Source organism: Streptomyces tremellae, from assembly GCF_039540215.1.
In the GTDB taxonomy this organism is placed as follows: Bacteria; Actinomycetota; Actinomycetes; order Streptomycetales; family Streptomycetaceae; genus Streptomyces; species Streptomyces tremellae.
Genome location: NZ_BAABEP010000062.1, coordinates 1 through 19,440, shown reverse-complemented (window position 1 = coordinate 19,440; position 19,440 = coordinate 1). Strand labels below are relative to the sequence as shown.

Annotated in this window: 16 protein-coding genes; 13 read left to right on the top strand and 3 right to left on the bottom strand. The window is 73.3% G+C overall.

Features of this window, described 5'->3' with window-relative positions; genetic code table 11:
- Window positions 1–170: 170 nt before the first annotated feature.
- The 13 genes from ABEA77_RS28435 to ABEA77_RS28375 all read left to right on the top strand — a co-directional run bounded on the left by ABEA77_RS28435 (window position 171) and on the right by ABEA77_RS28375 (window position 16,582).
- Window positions 171–794, top strand: a complete 624-nt coding sequence (locus ABEA77_RS28435) for a TetR/AcrR family transcriptional regulator (RefSeq protein ID WP_345653658.1) — start codon at window positions 171–173, stop codon at window positions 792–794.
- A 97-nt stretch (window positions 795–891) separates the two neighbouring features.
- Window positions 892–1,923 (top strand): MBL fold metallo-hydrolase, encoded by a 1,032-nt coding sequence (locus tag ABEA77_RS28430; RefSeq protein WP_345653655.1) that lies wholly within the window; start codon window positions 892–894, stop codon window positions 1,921–1,923.
- 203 nt (window positions 1,924–2,126) lie between these two features.
- Window positions 2,127–2,960 (top strand): undecaprenyl-diphosphate phosphatase, encoded by an 834-nt coding sequence (locus ABEA77_RS28425; RefSeq protein WP_345653652.1) that lies wholly within the window; start codon window positions 2,127–2,129, stop codon window positions 2,958–2,960.
- Between the two features lie 155 nt (window positions 2,961–3,115).
- A complete protein-coding gene (locus tag ABEA77_RS28420) occupies window positions 3,116–3,709 on the top strand; it encodes a helix-turn-helix domain-containing protein (RefSeq protein ID WP_345653649.1) in 594 nt (197 codons plus the stop codon).
- A gap of 235 nt (window positions 3,710–3,944) precedes the next feature.
- A complete protein-coding gene (locus tag ABEA77_RS28415; RefSeq protein WP_345653646.1) occupies window positions 3,945–5,360 on the top strand; it encodes an aminopeptidase P family protein in 1,416 nt (471 codons plus the stop codon).
- A 664-nt stretch (window positions 5,361–6,024) separates the two neighbouring features.
- Entirely contained in the window at window positions 6,025–7,569 is a 1,545-nt protein-coding gene (locus ABEA77_RS28410) for an ABC transporter substrate-binding protein (protein WP_345653643.1), read from the top strand.
- 33 nt (window positions 7,570–7,602) lie between these two features.
- Window positions 7,603–8,556, top strand: coding sequence for an ABC transporter permease (locus ABEA77_RS28405; RefSeq protein WP_345653640.1), 954 nt, complete (start codon window positions 7,603–7,605; stop codon window positions 8,554–8,556).
- Window positions 8,553–9,461: an ABC transporter permease gene (locus ABEA77_RS28400; RefSeq protein WP_345653637.1), complete on the top strand. Its 909-nt coding sequence runs from the start codon at window positions 8,553–8,555 to the stop codon at window positions 9,459–9,461. Before ABEA77_RS28405 ends, ABEA77_RS28400 begins: the two co-directional genes overlap by 4 nt.
- A complete protein-coding gene (locus ABEA77_RS28395) occupies window positions 9,461–10,444 on the top strand; it encodes an ABC transporter ATP-binding protein (protein ID WP_345653634.1) in 984 nt (327 codons plus the stop codon). Before ABEA77_RS28400 ends, ABEA77_RS28395 begins: the two co-directional genes overlap by 1 nt.
- Entirely contained in the window at window positions 10,441–11,499 is a 1,059-nt protein-coding gene (locus ABEA77_RS28390; protein ID WP_345653631.1) for an ABC transporter ATP-binding protein, read from the top strand. Before ABEA77_RS28395 ends, ABEA77_RS28390 begins: the two co-directional genes overlap by 4 nt.
- Entirely contained in the window at window positions 11,480–13,282 is a 1,803-nt protein-coding gene (locus ABEA77_RS28385) for a gamma-glutamyltransferase family protein (protein ID WP_345653628.1), read from the top strand. Before ABEA77_RS28390 ends, ABEA77_RS28385 begins: the two co-directional genes overlap by 20 nt.
- 5 nt (window positions 13,283–13,287) lie before the next feature.
- Complete coding sequence (locus tag ABEA77_RS28380; protein WP_345653625.1) at window positions 13,288–14,592, top strand: alpha/beta fold hydrolase; 1,305 nt, start codon at window positions 13,288–13,290, stop codon at window positions 14,590–14,592.
- Between the two features lie 226 nt (window positions 14,593–14,818).
- Window positions 14,819–16,582, top strand: coding sequence for an FAD-dependent oxidoreductase (locus tag ABEA77_RS28375; RefSeq protein WP_345653622.1), 1,764 nt, complete (start codon window positions 14,819–14,821; stop codon window positions 16,580–16,582).
- Between the two features lie 58 nt (window positions 16,583–16,640).
- On the opposite strand, the gene ABEA77_RS28370 is transcribed toward ABEA77_RS28375, so the two are convergent.
- The 3 genes from ABEA77_RS28370 to ABEA77_RS28360 form a co-directional block, all read right to left on the bottom strand.
- Entirely contained in the window at window positions 16,641–16,871 is a 231-nt protein-coding gene (locus ABEA77_RS28370; protein ID WP_345653619.1) for a hypothetical protein, read from the bottom strand.
- 474 nt (window positions 16,872–17,345) lie between these two features.
- Complete coding sequence (locus ABEA77_RS28365; RefSeq protein WP_345653616.1) at window positions 17,346–18,347, bottom strand: proline racemase family protein; 1,002 nt, start codon at window positions 18,345–18,347, stop codon at window positions 17,346–17,348.
- Window positions 18,347–19,291: a dihydrodipicolinate synthase family protein gene (locus ABEA77_RS28360; RefSeq protein ID WP_345653613.1), complete on the bottom strand. Its 945-nt coding sequence runs from the start codon at window positions 19,289–19,291 to the stop codon at window positions 18,347–18,349. Before ABEA77_RS28360 ends, ABEA77_RS28365 begins: the two co-directional genes overlap by 1 nt.
- Window positions 19,292–19,440: the final 149 nt, after the last annotated feature.

Below are 19,440 nucleotides of genomic sequence, written 5' to 3'. Positions count from 1 at the left end.
CGGGTCGGCACGGCGACGATGCTACTGACCGGTCCGTGGCGTGGGCGCGCACGGTGCCGTGGCGGGCGGCCAGGGGCGCCCGGCCCCGCCGCACCCCGGGACCCGGCAGGCCCGCTCCCCCGCTACCCTGGCGCACCGGAGAGGCAGCTCGGGCACGGGGAGGCCGGCCGATGGCGGGGGACGACCGGGGAGCATCCGGCCGGGAGGACGAGCGCGCCCGCATCGTCGAGGCCGCCTACCGGTGTCTCGCCGCGAGCGACGGCGCCTCCGCCTCCGTCGGGGAGATCCTGGCCGCCGCGGGACTGTCCACCCGGGCCTTCTACCGGCACTTCGGCTCCAAGGACGACCTCCTCATCGCGATGTTCCGCGACGACGCGGACGCCCTGACCGCCGAGATGCGGGCCGTCACCGCAGCCGCCTCGTCACCCGCGGACGCGCTGCGCAGGCTGGTCCGCGGCACCCTGCGGCTGACCTCGGACCCGCGGCGCCGCCGCCGCGTCCTCGTGATGGTCAGCGAGGAGACCGTACGCGCCAAGGGGTACGCGGCCGAGCGGGCGAGGATCGACGCCGACGCGGAGGGCCTCATCGCCGCCATCCTCGCCGGCGGCCGGTCGGCCGGGGACTTCCCCGGTGTGTGCGACGTGGCCGCCGACGCCGGGTGCATCGGCGCGCTGCTGCGCCAGGCGGTCGACGAGCAGCTCGCCCGGCCGTCCCGCGACGGCGCGCGCGCCGCCGCGGACCGCGTCATCGACTTCGCTCTCCGCGCGGTCGGCCGCTGCGCGGGACGGCCGTAGCGCGCCCCGGCGGGGGAGGCTGACGCGACGTGTCCTAGCGGTTCCTAGTACGTTACGAAGCGTCAGCGCGAGGGGCGCGAGAAGGAGGGGCCGAGCGATGCCGCGCACGAGCGCCGCGGGCGACGCCGCGATACCCGGGGGGCGGCGGCAGCCGCCGCCCGTCGAACGGGCCGCGCCCGGCGTGTGGAGTGTTCCCGTACCCCTGCCGACGGGCCCGGCGTACGTCCTCGTCTACCTGTTCGAGACGGACGCGGGGCCCTTCCTGGTGGACGCGGGGTGGGACACCGAGGAGGCGTGGGACGCCCTGCGCGCCGGGCTCGCCGCGGCGGGCACCCGGGTGGAGGACGTCAGAGGCGTGGTCGTCACCCATGCGCACACCGACCACTACGGGCTCGCCGGGCGGGTCCGCGCGGCCTCCGGAGCCTGGGTCGCCCTGCACGAGCGCGACGTGCCGCTCCTCGCCGCCGCGGAGCGCGACCCGGCCGGGCGCCTCGCCGCCACGCTGGAGCGGGTCGGCGCCCCGCCGCGCCTCGCGGCCCGGCTCACCGGGCGGGTGCGCGGCAGGCCGGCCCCTGCCGACCTGCCGCACCCCGACCGCCTCCTGCACGACCGGGACCTGCTGCCGCTCCCCGGCCTCGACCTGCGCGTCCTGTGGACCCCCGGCCACTCGCCCGGGCACATCTGCCTGTGGGACGAGGGGCGGCGGCTGCTGCTCTCCGGCGACCACGTGCTGCCGGAGCACGCCGTGGGCCTGCACGAACCGGCACCCGGCCGCGCGGACCCGCTCGGCGACTACCTGCGCTCCCTCGACCAGCTGGCCGGCCTCGACCCCGCCGAGGTGCTGCCCGCGCACGAGCACCGCTTCACCGGCCTCGACGCCCGCCTCGGCGCGCTGCGCCGCCACCACCGCGGGCGGCTCGCGCAGGTGGCGGGTGCGCTGCGGGTCGGGGCGGTGCACGCCTGGGACATCGCAGCCGCCGTGACCTGGCACCGGCCCTTCGAGGAATTGCGCGGTTCCGCGCTGCGCGCCGCGCTCCAGGACACCCTGGCCTGTCTGGCGCTGCTCGACGCCCGCGGTCTCGTACGCTGCGAGCCGGGCCCGCCCGACCGGTGGTACCCGCGCGTGTGACGGGCACCGCCCGCGGGTGGGCGACGGGAAGGAGACGGCATGGCGAACGGTGGGGAACGGGCGGGTGAGGGCCGCGCGAAGGCCCGGCGGGCGCCCGCCCCGGGGGGATGCGGGGCCCCGGGCTCCGGCATGATGACTTCTCTCCGCCCGCATCGTCCAGCGTGCGGCGGCACCTCCGCACGCATCCTCCAGAAGTGGAATCCATGAGCGCGATCAGCATCGGGCAGTCAGTCGTCCTCGGAGCGGTGGAAGGGCTGACCGAGTTCCTCCCCGTGTCGTCCACCGGGCATCTGAAGATCGCCGAGGGCCTGATGGGCATCCCCGTCGAGAACGCGTCGGTGGTCGGTTTCTCCGCGGTCATCCAGGTCGGCGCGATCGTCGCCTGCATCCTCTACTTCTTCAAGGACCTGGTGCGGATCATCGCCGCCTGGGGCCGGGGCCTCGTGCACAAGGAGGAGCGCTACCACCACGACTACAGGTTCGCGTGGTGGGTGATCGCGGCGACGATCCCGATCGTGGTCGTGGGCCTCGCGGCCAAGCCGCTGATCGACGGCCCCCTCGCCTCCCTGTGGGTGGTCGCGGGCTCCCTCATCCTCGGCAGCGGTGTGATGTGGGCGGCCGACCAGATGGGCCGCCACAAGCGCGGCGAGGACGACACGTCCTTCAAGGACGCGATGCTGGTGGGCTGTTCGCAGATCCTCGCGCTGCTGTTCCCCGGCTTCTCGCGTTCGGGGGCCACCATGTCCACCGCACTCGTCCTGGACCTCGACCGGGTCGCCGCCACCAAGGTGTCCTTCTTCCTCGGCATCCCCGCGCTGACCGGGGCGGGCGTCTACGAACTCAAGGACGCCCTCGGCGCGGGCGTCGGTGCCGCACCGCTCGCGGTCGGCACGATCGTGTCGTTCCTCGTGGCCTACGCCTCCATCGCCTGGCTGATGAAGTTCGTGGCCAGCCACTCGCTCAACTCGTTCGTGGTCTACCGGATCATCATCGGCGTGCTCCTGTTCGGACTGCTCGGCACCGGCGTGCTCGACTGACGCGAACGGCCATGGGGCAGTGCGTGCCGCGGAGCCCGGGGGCGCGGACCCGATTCCATCGGGTCCGCGCCCCTTTTTGTTGTCGTCGCGGTTAAACGTTCATTACAGTGAACGACCTACGTGCGTTATAGCGAACGATGGAGGGGTGTCGACCGGTGCGCACCGAGCCGTACGAGGGGTCCGTGGGGGACCTGCTCGCCGCCAATCTGAAGGCCGCGAGGGCGCGCAGGGGCGTGTCGCTCTCCGAGGCCGCACGGCTCTCCGGCATCAGCAAGGCGACGCTCTCCCAGCTGGAGTCCGGCACCGGCAACCCCACCGTCGAGACCGTCTTCAGCCTCTCGCGCGCGCTCGGCGAGCCCATCTCCGCCCTGCTGGAGCCGCACCCGCACCAGGGCATGACCGTGATCAGGGCCGCCGAGGTCGCCCCGCTCGTCGGCGACGGTGTCGACCTGCGCCCGTACGGCAGGATCGAGAGCGCCGGGCTGCTCTGCGAACTCTACGACCAGCAGGTCAGGGCGGGAGCACGACAGGAGTCCCCGGGGCACGTCGGGACCGAGCACACCGTCGTGCGGTCGGGCGTGCTCCGGGTCGACGTGGACGGGGTGCGCGTCGAACTCGGCCCCGGCGACTATGTCTCCTTCGACGCGTCGGCGCCGCACGCGTACTCCGCGCCCGCGGGGCCCGTGCGGTCGGTGCTGTTCGTCAACCACCGCGCGGACGCCAAGGCCCCGGCCGACGCTCCCCACTGACCCGGGCCCCCACGCGGCACCGCCCGTACGAGCCGCCGCTGACGTGCGCACTTCCGCCCGGCGAACTCCGCGTGGCAGGACCATTGACACCCCCTGGGTGGTGGCCTAGTTTCTGGGTGTTCGCTCTATGGAACACGAGCGGTTCGGTTTCATGTACGAGAACGCGCGCGGGGGACACCTGATCGTCCGCCACGGCAGCCCCCGAAGGATCACTGCACCGAAGGGCGGATTCGGTATGAACGAACGCATCTCCACGGCACCTCCCCGGCTGCCCCGGCTGGGCGAACTTCCCTCATTCGTCAGCCTCATGGCCGGCGGCTGGGCCGACGCCGACCGCACGCCCGACCTGGTGCCGGGCGCGGTGGCGGCGGCCGCGGCCCACCGGGAGCTGCTCAGCGCGCTGTATCCCGGCAGGGCCCTGGTGATCGGCTCAGGCACCGCGCCCGTGCGCAGCAACGACACGTACCACGACTTCCGGGCCGACAGCGACTTCCTCTGGCTGACCGGCGCGCCCGTGGAGCGCGCGACGCTGGTGCTGACGCCCGCGGGCTCCGGGCACGACGCGGCCCTCTACCTGCCCGCCCCGCACCGCCCCGGCGGGCACGCCTTCTTCACCGACGCGGCCCACGGCGAGCTGTGGGTGGGCCCCGTGCCGGGACTCGCCGACTGGCGTGACGCCCTCGGTGTCGACGTGCACGACACGGCGGACCTGCCGGCCGCCCTCGGCCGGCTGAGCCGGCCCCTCGTGGCCGGTTCCCCCGGCCAGGACCTGGGCGCCGCCGCGGAGACCGCGCCGTCCGAGGAACTCGGCAGGGCCCTCGCCGACCTGCGGATGATCAAGGACGACTGGGTGATCGCCCGGCTGCGCGAGGCCGTCGACCGGACCGTCGAGGGCTTCGCCGCGGTCACCGCCGAGATCCCCGCCGCCGTACGCGGCGGCGGGGAGCGCTGGCTCCAGGGCACCTTCGACCGGTACGCCCGCACGGTCGGCAACGGGCCAGGCTACGCGACCATCGTCGGCAGCGGCAGACACGCGCCCACCCTCCACTGGGTGCGCTGCGACGGCCCCGTCGCCGAGGACGAACTCCTCCTGCTGGACATGGGGGTCGAGGCCCGCAGCCACTACACGGCCGACGTCACCCGCACCTTCCCGGCCTCCGGCACCTTCTCGCCGGTGCAGCGCCAGGTCCACGACCTCGTGGAGCGCGCCCACCGGGCCGGCCTCGCCGCCGTGGGGCCAGGGCGCCCCTTCACCGACTTCCACCACGCGTCGATGGAGGTGATCGCGCGGGGTCTGCACGACTGGGGGCTGCTCCCGGTCTCCGTCGACGAGGCGCTCTCGGAACGGGGCCAGCACCACCGCCGCTACCTGGTCTGCGGCATCGGCCACCACCTCGGCCTCGACGTCCACGACTGCGCGCGCTCCACCTACGAGTCGTACCACGGGCGGGCGATGGCGCCCGGCATGGTGCTCACCGTCGAACCGGGCCTCTACTTCCACGCCCACGACCTGACGGTCCCACCGGAGCTGCGCGGCGTCGGCGTGCGCATCGAGGACGACGTCCTGGTCACCGCGGACGGCTCCGACGTGCTCTCCGACGCGCTGCCGCTGGACGCGGCGGGGCTCGAAGGCTGGATGCGCCGCCCCTGACCCCCGGCCTGCGGTCCGCGGCACGCGGCGGCCCGCAGACCCGTCCCGCCCCGCGTGCCTCCCGGTCCGGTCCGGCACCGCCGCCGCCGGCCGCCCCGCCGTCCCCACGGCGCGCCGTGTCCACCACCCCCGTACCGCAGTCCGCCCCACAGCACCCGTACACCCGCGGCGTCCGTCGCGGCGCAGCCCGTCAGCACCGCACCCCGCACCGTCCGGCGGCGGCGCCACCCGCACAACGGGCCGTCCGCGCGACCGGATCCCGTGGACACACCGAACCGACCGGGCCCGCAGACCCCGGCGGGACCGACCAGACCCACCGGCCCCGGCGGGACCGACCAGATCCGCGGGACACGGTGGCCCGACAGGCCCGACAGGCCCGACAGGCCCGACAGGACCCGCCGGCCCGACCAGACCCATCAGACTCATCCGACCCGTAGGCCCGACCGAACCCACCAGGTCCACCGGCCCCGACTGCCGGACCCATCGGCCCACCGGACCCGTCAGACCCATCGGCCCACTGGCCCCCCGGGCCCGGTGGACCGGCCAGACCCACCGGCCCCGGCGGCCCGTCCGCCGCGGCGCCCCGTCGCGCATCCCGGACCACGGCCCGGCCGGGGCGCGGGCCCGGCCCGATCCCTGCCCACGCGCAACCCATCGAGGACTCATGCGTCCACGCACCTTCGCCGCGGGAGCCACCGCGGCAGCGGCAGTCCTGCTGCTCTCCTCCTGTTCCACCCCCGGCGGCGGGACCACAGCCGACGCGGGCTCCGACGTCCTGGTCGTCTCGACCCCGACCGAGCCTGACAGCCTCGACCCGACGCTCGCCAACACCTTCGCCGCACGCCTGGTGTTCACCAGCTTCTGCGAGAAGCTCTACGACGTCGACGCGAACCTCAAGATCGTCCCGCAGCTCGCGGCGGGCATGCCCGTCATGTCCGACGGCGGCAGAACCATGGACATCCCACTGCGCAAGGGCGTCGCGTTCAACGACGGGACGCCGCTGGACGCGGCCGCCGTCAAGACCACACTCGACCGCGACCTCACCATGAAGGCGTCCGCGCGCGTGGGCGAACTCAACGCGGTCTCCAGGGTCGAGGTGAAGGACCCGACCACCGTACGGATCAGGCTCAAGCACCCCTCGGCACCCCTGCTCGCCCAACTCGCCGACCGCTCGGGCCTGGTGATGTCGCCGACGGCGCTCAAGAAGCTCGGCGACAACTTCGGCACCGCGCCGGTGTGCGTCGGCCCGTTCTCCTTCAAGAGCCGCGTCTCGGGCAACGAGCTGTCCTTCGTCAAGTCGCAGGACTACTACGACCGCGACAAGGTCAGGCTGAACGGCATCGTCTACAAGTTCATCACCAACTCCAGCGTGGCCACGGCCAATCTGGAGTCCGGCGACGTCCAGGCCGCCGAGCACCTCGACCCCAGCGACGCGGTCAACCTGGAGAACGAGAAGGGCGAGAAGGTCCTCCACTCCGACACCATCGCGTACCAGTCGCTCTCCATCAACGTCCGCAAGAACGCGAAGACGGCCCTCAGCCACTCGGCCGGCCTGCGCAAGGCGTTCGAGATGAGCATCAACAGGAACGCCCTCAACCAGTCCGTGTGGAACGGCCAGATGGTGCCGGACTGCGGCCCGCTGCCCGCGCAGAGCGCGCTGCGCACCAAGACCGACTGCACCCCCTTCGCCCCGGACGCCGCCCGCGCCCTGGTGAAGAAGTCCGGTGTGAAGACGCCCGTACCCGTCGAACTGATGGTGCCGACCGGCGCGGCCAGCCAGCGCGAGGCGCAGGTCGTCCAGTCGATGGCCAACGACGTCGGCTTCAAGGTCAGTGTGCGCCCCATCGACCTCGTGTCAGGTCTCGACCTCGCCCGCAAGGGCCAGTTCGACACCTTCCTGGAGGGCTGGTCGGGCCGTGTCGACCCGGACGGCGACACCAACGACATCATCACGACCGGGGGTTCCAACAACTTCTCCGGCTCGGACGACAAGACCGTCGACCGCCTTGTCGCCGAGGCCGCGCAGACCACCGACAACACGCGGCGGGCCGAGCTGTACGGCGCCGCCGTCAAGCGCGTCGGTGAACAGCGGCCCCTGCTGTACCTGTACCACGACCGCTGGTTCGTCGGCACCACCGACAAGCTGCACGGTGTCGTCTACCCGCCCGACGGCATCCCCCGGTTCAAGACCGCGTACCTGACCCACTGACCCGCCGCCCTCCCAGGAAGATCCGCATGTCTCATGATTGAGTTCATACTCCGACGCACGGGCGCGGCCGTGGTCACGCTCTTCCTCGCCAGCATCGCGGTGTTCCTCGGCGTACGGGCCCTGCCCGGCGACCCGGCCACCGTGCTCGCGGGGGAGAGCCCCACCCCGCAGGCCGTCGCGGCGATCCGCAAGCAGTTCGGGCTCGACCAGCCGCTGCCCCTGCAGTACCTGCACTACATGGGCCAGGCCCTGCAGGGCAACCTCGGGTCCTCGACCCAGGACAAGGCGCCCGTGACCCAGGTGCTCGGCGAGCGCCTCCCCGTCACCCTGGAGCTCACCTTCCTCGCCATCCTCGTCGGTGTGCTGGTCGGTGTGCTCGCCGGGATCCTCTCCGCGGTGCGCCGCGGCACGTCCCTCGACTACGCGGCCAACGGATTCGGTCTGTTCGGCCTCTCCGTGCCGCACTTCTGGCTCGGCCTCCTCGGCATCGTCGTCTTCTCCGTGCACTGGCACGTCCTGCCCGCGTCCGGCTTCGTGGGGCTCGCCGACGACCCCGTCGGCAACCTCGAACGCATGGTGATGCCCGTCCTCGTGCTCGGCCTCGGCCTCTCCGCCGTCGTGATGCGGCAGACCCGCTCCTCCCTGCTCAGCCAGCTGAACGCGGAGTACGTACGCACCGCGAAGTCCAAGGGCCTCTCCCGCGCCCAGCAGATCAGGCACGCCCTGCGCAACAGCCTCACGACCGTCACCACGGTCGTCGGCCTCCAGCTGGCCGGCCTGATCAGCGGCGCCGTCATCACCGAGCAGATCTTCGTCATCCCCGGCTTCGGCAAGCTCATCGTGGACGGGGTCTCGTCCCGCAACTACCCCGTCATCCAGGGCGCCGTCCTGGTCACCGTCGCCGGCTATGTGGTGATCAACCTCCTGGTGGACATCACCTACGCCTACCTCGACCCCCGCCTGCGGATGGCTGGAGGCTCCCAGTGAACGAAGCAGCAGTCGACACCGCGAGCCCCGCGCCCGCGGACGTCCCCGCGGTCGCCGACGAGGCACCGCCCCAGGTCTCCTGGCGGCGCACCCTGCGCCGCCTGCTGCGCCGCAGGATGGCCGTGATCGGGGCCGTCATGGTGCTCGTCTTCCTCGGAGTCGCCCTCATCGGGCCCTTCTTCGCGGGCAGTTCGACCAAACTCGGGCTCACCGACATCCTGGCGGGCGCCACCGGCGAGCACTGGCTCGGCACCGACGACCTCGGCCGCGACGTCCTCTCCCGGATCTGCAACGGCGCCCGCGTCTCGCTGCTCGCCGGCGTGGTGTCCTCCGCGCTCGCCATGGCGGTCGGAGTGCCGCTCGGCCTCGCCGCCGGGTACTTCAGGGGCTGGACCGACTCGGTGCTCATGCGGATCACCGACGTCGTCCTGTCGTTCCCCTACCTGATCTTCGCGGTCGGCATGGCCGCGATCCTCGGCCCGTCCCTGCGCAATGTGATCATCGCGCTCGCCGTCGCCGAGGTACCCTCCGTGATCCGCGTCGTACGCGGCGAGACGCTCGTCCTGCGGCAGCAGGACTTCGTCCAGGCCGCCGTCGCCGACGGCACAGGGGACCTCGCCATCATGGGCAGGTCCATCCTGCCGAACATGACGAACACCCTCATCGTGAAGGCCACCGTCGCGATCCCCGCCGGGATCCTCGGCGAGGCCGCGCTGAGCTTCCTCGGCCTCGGCGTCCAGCCGCCGCAGGCGTCGTGGGGCGTCATGCTGACGAGCGCCCAGCAGTTCCTCGCCCAGGACCCGCTGCTCGCCGTCTTCCCGGGCGTCGCCATCGCCCTCACCACGCTCGGCTTCAACCTCCTCGGCGACGGCCTGCGCGACGTGCTCGACCCCAGGGAGCTGTGATGCCACTCCTCGAAGTCAGGGACCTGCGGGTCCAGTACAGGACCGAGGACGGTCCCGTCTACGCGGCGAAGGACGTGTCCTTCTCCCTCGACCGCGGCGAGATCCTCGCCCTCGTCGGCGAGTCCGGCTGCGGCAAGACCGCCACCGCGATGGCCATCCCCCGGCTGCTCGACCACACCAGCGCCACCATCGGCGGATCCGTGCTCCTCGACGGCACCGACCTGACCACCCTGTCCGAGAAACGCATGCAGGACATCAGGGGCAAGGACATCTCCGTCGTCTTCCAGGAGCCGATGACCTCGCTCAACCCCGCCTACACGGTCGGCAAGCAGATCGGCGAGGTGATCAGGCGGCACACCGGCAAGAGCCGTGCCCAGGTGCGCGAACGCGTCGTGGAACTCCTCGAACTCGTCGGCATCCCCGACGCCCGGCAGCGGGCCGGCGCCTACCCGCACGAGCTCTCCGGCGGCATGCGCCAGCGCGTCATGATCGCGACGGCCGTCGCCTGCGACCCGAAGGTGCTCATCGCGGACGAGCCCACCACCGCGCTCGACGTCACCATCCAGGCGGCCGTGCTCGACATCATCGCAAGGCTCCGCGACGAACTCGGCACGGCCGTCGTGCTGATCACCCACGACCTCGGCGTGGTCGCGGAGGTCGCCGACCACGTCGTCGTCATGTACTCGGGCCGCCACGTCGAGCACTCGCCCGCCGCCGCGCTTTTCGAGCAGCCGCAACACCCCTACACACTGGGCCTGCTGAACGCCCTGCCGGCCCGCGCCGTCCGCGTCACCGGGCGCCGCAGGCTCACCGAGATCCCCGGCATGGTGCCGCCGCCCACCGACGACCCGGACGCCTGCCAGTTCGCGCCCCGCTGCACCCGCGCCACCGCGGACTGCACGGCGCACCGGCCCGCGCTCGGCACCGTCGCGGAACACCACCTGGTCGCCTGCCACCACCCGGGCCCTGGAGAGACCGCATGAACGACACACCGCAGCGCGCGCAGGGCGGGCCCGTCCTCGACGTCCAGGGCCTCGTCAAGCACTACCCCGGCCGCTCACGCGCCGCCCGCAGGAACGGGCCCGTACGGGCCGTCGACGGGGTCGACCTGCGCATCGGGCAGGGCGAAGTCCTCGGCCTCGTCGGCGAGTCGGGCAGCGGCAAGTCCACCGTCGGCAAGTGCGTCTCCCGGCTCACCGAGCCGACGGCCGGGCGCATCGAGCTCCTCGGCCGCGACATATCCACCGTCAGCAGGCGGGAGATGCGGCCGCTGCGCAGGGACGTCCACGTCGTCTTCCAGGACGCCTACTCCTCCCTCGACCCGCGGATGAAGATCGGGGACATCGTCGGCGGACCGCTGCGCCGGCACGGCGAGGGCACCGCGGCCGAGCGCCGCCGCCGCGTCACCGAGATGCTCGAACGCGTCGGCTTCCGCGCCCGGATGGCGACCCGCTTCCCGCACGAGCTGTCCGGAGGCCAGCGCCAGCGCGTCGCGCTCGCCCGCGCCCTCGTGATGAACCCGCGGCTCGTCGTCGCCGACGAACCCGTCTCCGCACTGGACGTCTCCGTCCAGGCCTCCATCCTCAACCTCCTCCTCGACCTCCAGTCGGACCTGGGTTTCTCCTGCCTGTTCATCACGCACGACCTGTCCGTCGTCGAGTTCATCAGCGACCGCATCGCCGTGATGTACCTCGGCAGGATCGTGGAGACCGCCACCCGCGAGGAACTCTTCGCCCACCCCCAGCACCCCTACACCCAGGCACTGCTGTCCGCGGCGCCCGTGCCCGACCCGAGCGGCACCAAGGCCGCCGGGCGGATCGTGCTCGGCGGCGACCTGCCGAGCCAGTCCACCCGAGTCCTGGGCTGCGCCTTCCACCCGCGCTGCCCGGTCGCCGTGGACCGCTGCCGCACCGAGACCCCCCGGCTCACCGGCGTGACGGCGGCCGACCATCCGGTCTCGTGCCACCTCGTGGACGCCGAGACCGGCGGACCCGACATCTCCCAGGGAAGGAACAGCGTTGTTCACCACACGTCCTGAGCTCGTGGGCGACTTCGGCATGGTCGCCTCCACCCACTGGCTGGCCTCCGCCACCGGCATGAGCGTCCTGGAGCGCGGCGGCAACGCCGCGGACGCCGCCGTCGCCGCGGGCTTCGTCCTCCAGGTGGTGGAGCCGCACCTCAACGGCCCCGGCGGCGACGTACCGATCCTGCTGTTCGACCCGGAGGATGAGCAGGTCCACGTCGTGTGCGGCCAGGGCACCGCGCCCGCCGCCGCGACCGGCGAGGCGCTCGCCGCGCTCGGCCTCGACATCGTGCCGGGCACCGGCTTCCTGCCGAACGTGGTGCCCGGGTCCTTCGGCGCCTGGCTGCTCCTGCTGGAGCGCTGGGGCACCTGGTCCGTACGGGACGTCCTCGAACCCGCCATCCACTACGCCGACAAGGGCCACCCGCTGCTCGGCCGGGTGTCGTCCGCGCTGGAGACGGTCGCGGACATGTTCCGCACCCACTGGCCCACCTCGGCCGCCACCTGGCTGCCCGGCGGCCGCATCCCCGAGGCGGGCAGCCACTTCACCAACCCCGTGCTCGCCGCCACCTACCGCCGCATCGTGGACGAGTCGGAGGCCGCGGGCGGCACCCGCGAGCAGCGCATCCGCGCCGCGCGCGACGCCTGGTACAAGGGGTTCGTCGCCGACGCCATCGGCACGTACTGCGGCGGCACCGAGGTGATGGACACCTCGGGCACCCCGCACCGCGGCCTGCTCACTGCCGACGACCTCGCCGCCTGGGAACCCGCCGTCGAGGAGCCCGTCACCTTCGACTACCACGGCCACACCGTCTGCAAGACGGGGCCCTGGGGCCAGGGACCGGTCTTCCTCCAGCAGCTCGCCCTGCTCGAAGGGTACGACCTGGCGGCCATGGGTCCGGGCTCCGCCGACTGGGTGCACACCGTCATCGAGGCGGGGAAGCTCGCCTTCGCCGACCGCGAGGCCTGGTACGGGGACCCGCGCTTCACCGACGTGCCCCTCGGGGACCTCCTCAGCCGCCCCTACGCCGACGAGCGCAGGCAGCTCATCACGGACACCGCCTCGCTCGAACTGCGCCCCGGCGCGCCCGGCGGTCGCGCGCCCCGCCTGCCCCACTACCCCGACTACCCCGACGGGCCCGCCACGGCGGGCGCGGGCGAACCCACCGTCGCCGCGGGCGCCGGCGAGCCGACCGTCGCAGCCTCGGGCGAGGTACGCGGCGACACCTGCCACCTCGACGTCGCCGACAGCGGCGGCATGATGATCTCCGCCACCCCGAGCGGCGGCTGGCTCCAGTCCTCGCCCACCGTGCCGGGGCTCGGCTTCTGCCTCTCCACCCGCGGCCAGATGTTCTGGGTCGAGCAGGGCCTGCCCAACTCGCTGCGCCCCGGCGCCCGTCCGCGCACCACGCTCACCCCGTCGTTCGCCCTGCGGGACGGCAAGCCGTGGCTCGCCTTCGGCACCCCGGGCGGTGACTTCCAGGACCAGTGGACGCTGCATTTCTTCCTCAACGTGGTGCACGGCGGGATGAACCTCCAGGAGGCCGTCGACTTCCCCGAGTTCCACACCACCCACATGCCGAACTCGTTCTACCCGCGCGACACCCACCCCGGGCGCATCCTGCTCGAAGACCGGCACGACCCGGCCGTCGTCGCGGAGCTGCGCAGGCGCGGCCACCTCGCCGACACCGGCGACAGCTGGTCCCTCGGACACGTCAGCGCCGTCGCGCGCGAGGACGGCTGGCTCAAGGCCGCGGCCAACCCCCGCGGCATGCAGGGCTACGCGGTGGGAAGGTGACCACGATGATCACAGCGGAATACACACTCCCCGGGATCCATGTCCGGGACCACCTGGTCGACGTGCCACTGGACTGGGGGGACCCGGACGGCGCCACCCTGAAGGTGTTCGCCAGAGAGCTCGCCGACCCGGAGCGCCGCCACGAGGACCTGCCGTACCTCGCCTACCTGCAGGGCGGTCCCGGCGGCAGGTCGCCGCGCCCCCTGGCCGCCGGCGGCTGGATCGGCGCGGCGCTCAGGACCCACCGGGTCGTCCTGCTCGACCAGCGCGGCACCGGCCGCAGCACGCCGGTCGACGGCGCCGTGATGAGCGCCCTCGGCAGCGGCGCGGCGGGCGCCGCGTACCTCGCGCACTTCCGCGCCGACGCGATCGTCGCCGACGCGGAGCACCTCAGGAAGACGGTCTTCGGCGGACGGCCCTGGACCACGCTCGGGCAGAGCTACGGCGGCTTCCTCACCCTCACCTACCTGTCCAAGGCCCCCGGGGGGCTGCACGCCTGCCTCGTCACCGGCGGCCTCGCGTCCGTCACCCCGAGCGCAGACGCCGTCTACCGGTGCACCTATCCGCGCGTCGAGGCCAAGAACCGCGCCTACCGCGAGCGCTACCCGCACGACACCGGCCTGGTCGCGCGGATCGCCGAGCGCCTCGCCGCGGGCGGTGTCACTTTGCCGGACGGTGACGTGCTGACGGTCAGGCGGCTGCAGACCCTCGGCCTGGACTTCGGCATGAAGCCGGGGTACGAGCGGGTGCACTGGCTGCTCGACGAGGCGTTCGCCGAAGGGCCGGGCGGCGAGCGGCTCACGGACACGTTCCTCGCCGGGGTGAGGGACCGTACGGCCTTCGACACCAATCCGCTGTTCGCGGCGCTCCAGGAGTCCATCTACGCCAGCGGCGCGAACGGCCCCACCGGGTGGGCCGCCGAGCGCGAGCGCGCCCTCAGGCCGCAGTTCGCCGAGGACGCGAGGCCGCTGCTGTTCACCGGCGAGATGATGTACCCCTGGATGTTCGAGGAGATCAGGGCGCTGCGGCCGTTCCGCCCCGCCGTCGAGCTGATGGCGGCCCGCGAGGAGTGGCCCGAGCTCTACGACCTCGGCAGGCTCGCCGCCAACGACGTGCCGGTGGCCGCCGCCGTCTACTTCGACGACATGTACGTCGACTCCGGGCTCCAACTGGAGACCGCGGCCCGGGTCGGCAACGCGCACGCCTGGGTCACCAACGAGTACGAGCACGACGGACTGCACGAGACGGACCGTGTCTTCGCCCACCTGACGGGCCTGCTCAAGGAGAAGGGGGCCTTCACGGCAGGCTGACCCCGCGCTCCCACCGCGTGCCGGCGCCGCGCCGCCCGGCGGGGCGCCGGCACGCGGCGCCGCGCCGCCCCCGGCCGGGTGCCGGCGGACGCCCCCAAGGCACTTCATGATTCAATCACCGGGCCGCCCGCGGACGGCCCCCGCCAGGACCGGGGCCGCCGAGCCCCGCGACGGTCCGTGGACCGGCACACACGCCACCCAGGCCGAGCCCGATCCAGGAGCGCCCATGCCACCACGCGACACCTACGACACCGACGTCCTCGTCGTCGGGAGCGGGCCCGCCGGCGGGAGCGCCGCCCTGCTCCTCGCCACCTACGGCGTGCGCACCCTCCTCGTCACCCGCTACGGCTGGCTCGCCGGCACGCCCCGCTCGCACATCACCAACCAGCGCACCATGGAGATCCTGCGCGACCTCGGCGTCGAGGAGCAGGCGCTCGCCGCGGGCACGCCCAACGAACTGATGGGCGACACCGTCCTGTGCACCGCGCTCGTCGGCGAGGAGATAGGCCGGATACGCGCCTGGGGCAGCGGACCGGCCGCGGCCACGGAGTACGGCGCCGCGAGCCCCAGCCGCCACATCGACCTCCCGCAGAACCACCTGGAGCCGATCCTCGTCCACAACGCCGCGGCCCGTGGGGCCAAGGTGCGCTTCGACACCGAGTTCGTCAGCTTCACCCAGGACGCGGACGGCGTCACCGCTCTGCTGCGCGACCGCGTCAGGGGCGACGAGTTCACCGTCAGGGCCCGCTATCTGATCGGCGCCGACGGCGGCCGCAGCGCCGTCGCCGAGCAGGCGGGACTGCCCATGGACGGCCGCATGGGCAAGGCGGGCAGCATGAACGTCGTCTTCAGGGCCGACCTCACCCCGTATGTCGCGCACCGCCCGAGCGTCCTGTACTGGGTGCTGCGGCCCGGAGCGGAGACCGGCGGCATCGGCATGGGCCTCGTCCGCATGGTCAGGCCGTGGAACGAGTGGCTGCTGGTGTGGGGGTACGACATCGAGCAGCCGCCGCCCGAGGTCGACGACGAGACGGCCCGCGCCGTCGTGCGGGACCTCGTGGGCGTGCCCGACCTGCCCGTCGAGATCACCTCGACCTCGCTGTGGACCGTGAACCACAGCTACGCCACCGCCTATTCCGCGGGGCGTGTGCACTGCGCGGGCGACGCGGTCCACCGGCATCCGCCGTCGAACGGCCTCGGCTCCAACACCTCAGTCCAGGACGCGTACAACCTCGCCTGGAAGATCGCCATGGTCGTGCGCGGCGAGGCGGGGGAGGCCCTGCTCGACAGCTACAGCGCGGAACGGGCCCCGGTGGGGCGGCAGATCGTGGAGCGCGCCAACCTCAGCAGGGACCAGTTCGGCCCGGTCTTCGACGCGCTCGGCGTCGCGGAGAAGCTCGACGAGGAGCACCTCGACGCAGGCCTCGCCGCGATCCGTGCCGCCACCCCGGAGGGCGCCGCGCAGCGCCGCAGGCTGGAGGCCGCGGTGGAGCTGAAGAACTACGAGTTCAACGCGCACGGCGTCGAGATGAACCAGCGCTACGCCTCAGGCGCGGTCCTGCAGGACGGCAGCCCCGACGAGGTCTTCGCGCACGACCCCGAACTGGTGCACGCGCCCACCACCAGGCCCGGCGCGAAACTCCCGCACGCCTGGCTCGTCGACGCGGCGGGCCGCCGCGTCTCCACCCTCGACCTCGTAGGCAAGGGCGTCTTCACCGTGCTGACCGGGCTCGCCGGCGGGGTGTGGCGGCATGCGGCCACGGAAGCCCGCGACGCGCTCGGCATCGCGCTGCCCGTGGTCACCGTGGGCGCCGAGGGCAGCCGTGACCCGTACGGCGAGTGGACCCGCGCGGCGGGGATTCCCGAGGACGGCGCCCTGCTCGTACGCCCCGACGGATACGTCGCCTGGCGCGCGCCCGCGGCGCCCGCGGGCGAGGCCGAGGCCGCCGCGGCGCTGAGCGCGGCCCTGCGCGCCGTGCTGGCCCGCTGAACACGCAGGCGTCCGCCGGGAGTCCGCACCTCCCGGCGGACGCCGCGCGGCGCCCGGCTCAGCGGTGGCCGCGCCCGTCCGACCGCTTGCGGTGCAGGGTGAAGCGCTCGAACACCGACAGCTCGCCGCCCGGCTTGTTCACGTTGTAGCACGCGGCGTGCATCGTGGTGGTGTCATCCGGGTGGCGGCCCGGGGCGACGGTGAACGCCGCGAAGCCATAGGGGTGTTCGAGGTCCCGAGCGTCCCGTACCGCACCCGCGGCCGCCTGACGGCGCCGTCCGTCAGCCACGACACGGTCATCTGCGTGCCCGGATCGGCGCCGAAGGCCAGGTGCAGCTTCTGTACGGGCGAGGTGCCGCCGGAGCCGGGCGAAGGGTGGAAGGCGGGGGCGCCCGCGTACTGCGGGGCGGCGGGCGCGGGCTCCAGTAGCGGTACGGCGCCCGCGCCCGCCGTGCCGAGCGGGCCGATCGCGTGGCGGCGGGACACCCCGCCGCCTCGTCCCGCGGCCCCCACCGTGCGCCGTGTCCATGGTCGTCCCCTCCCAGGTGTTCGGTGAACGCACGAACACTGGCGCACCACCGCTACCACCCGGTGAACGGCACCTCGCCACGGCCCGTCGGCCCCCCGCCCCGGTCAGCGTCCGTTCCTGCGCAGCACCTCGACCGCGGCGACCGTGGCGCGGCCCCGCCGTGCCGCGTAACCCGCCACGCTGACCTCCCCGGTGTCCTAAGGAGCATCGCGGGCCGCGGGTCTGCCCCGGCTCCTACAGCACGAAGCCGTGCGGGAACGGGTCGTCCGGGTCGAGCAGATAGGTGGCCGTGCCGGTGATCCACGCGCGCCCGGAGAACTCGGGCACCACCGCGCGCACGCCCGCGACCTCCGTCTCGGCCAGCAGGCGCCCCGTGAATCGGGTGCCGATGAACGACTCGTTGACGAACTCCGCGCCCAGCGGCAGCTCGCCGCGCGCGTGCAGCTGCGCCATCCGCGCCGACGTGCCCGTGCCGCACGGCGAACGGTCGAACCAGCCGGGCTGGATCGCCATCGCGTTGCGCGAGTGCCGTGCGTCCGACCCGGGGGCCAGGAACTGCACGTGCTTGCAGCCCCTGATCGCCGGGTCCGCGGGATGCACCGGCGCGCTGCGGGCGTTGACGGCGTCGGAGATCGCGAGCCCGGCTGCCAGGATCTCGTCCTTGCGCGCCCGGTCGAACGGCAGCCCGATCGAGGCCAGGTCGACCACGGCGTAGAAGTTCCCGCCGTACGCCATGTCGTAGCGGACCCGCCCGAGCCCGGGCACGTCCACCTCGGCGTCGAGTTCGAGCGCGAAGGCGTCCACATTGCGCAGGGTGACGCGCTCCGCGACGCCGTCGCGCACGGCGACCCTCGCCTCCACGGGCCCCGCCGGCGTGTCGAGCCGTACGACGGTCTCCGGCTCGGTGACCGGCACCATGCCGGTCTCCACCAGGACCGTCGCCACTCCGATCGTGCCGTGCCCGCACATCGGCAGGAAGCCGCTCACCTCGATGTACAGCACACCCCAGTCGGCGTCCTCGCGCAGCGGCGGCTGGAGCAGGGCGCCGCTCATCGCCGAGTGCCCGCGCGGCTCGTCCACCAGGAACCGCCGCAGCTCGTCCAGGTGCTCGATGGCGTACCGGCGCCGCTCGGCCATGGTGGCACCGGGGACCGGCGGCACACCGCCGGTGACGACCCGGGTCGGCATGCCCTCGGTGTGCGAGTCGACGGCGCTGATCGCGCGGACGCTGCGCATCAGGCCTGCTGTCCTTCGCCGCCGAGCGCGGCCAGCGCGTCGATCGCGCGCCGCATGTCGGCGGTGACCTGCTCGCGGAAGGCGGGCACCAGCGGGCCGCGCGGCGGGCGGCAGGGGCCGCCGAACCGGCCGACCATCTCCATGCCCAGCTTGATGGCCTGCACGAACTCCGTGCGCGAGTCCCAGCGGAACGCGGCGACCAGCGGCTCGTACAGTGCCCGCGCCTCCTCCAGCTTCCCGGCGCGCGCCAGCTCGAACAGCCGCGCCGACTCGGCGGGGAAGACGTTCGGGAAGCCGGCGAACCACCCGGTGGCGCCCATCAGCAGGCTTTCGAGCACGACGTCGTCGGCGCCGCTGATCACGTCGAGCTCCGGCGCCTGCTCCTTGATCTCCAGCACGCGCCGCACGTCGCCGGAGAACTCCTTGACGGCCCGTATGTTGTCGATCTGCGCGATCTCCTTGAGGAGCGCGGGCGTCAGGTCGACCTTGGTGTCGAAGGGGTTGTTGTACACCATCACCGGCAGGCCCACCGCGGCGACGGCCTCGAAGTGCGCGACGACCTCGCCCTCGTTGGCGCGGTACATGGTGGGCGGCAGGCACAGCACGCCGTCCGCGCCGTCCTCCGCCGCGGCCTCGGCCCAGCGCGCGGCGAGGTGCGAACCGACGCCGTGCACACCGACGATGACCTTGCCGCGCCCGGCGACCGCTTCGATCGCGGTACGGGCCACGGCGCGGCGCTCCTCGTCGGTGAGCGACGAGTACTCGCCGAGCGAGCCGTTGGGGCCGACGCCGTCGCAGCCGCTGTCGACGAGCCAGGCGCAGTGCTCGGCGTACCGGTCGAGGTCGACCGCGAGCCCGGCCGGTGCCGACGGGTCCTCCCGGTAGGGGAGGGCGGTGGCGACGACGACGCCGCCCAGGACGCTGTCGGTTGACGTGGTGGCCATGGTGGCAACTCCTTCAGGGTGCGGAAGACACAGGGGAGGGGCGGAGAGGGAGGGGCACAGGGGGGACGGGTGGGGGCGGGGGCCTGCGGCCCGCGTCAGGCGCGGGCCGCGCGGGGCCGGCGGCCGCGGTGCGCGGCCGTCCACCGATC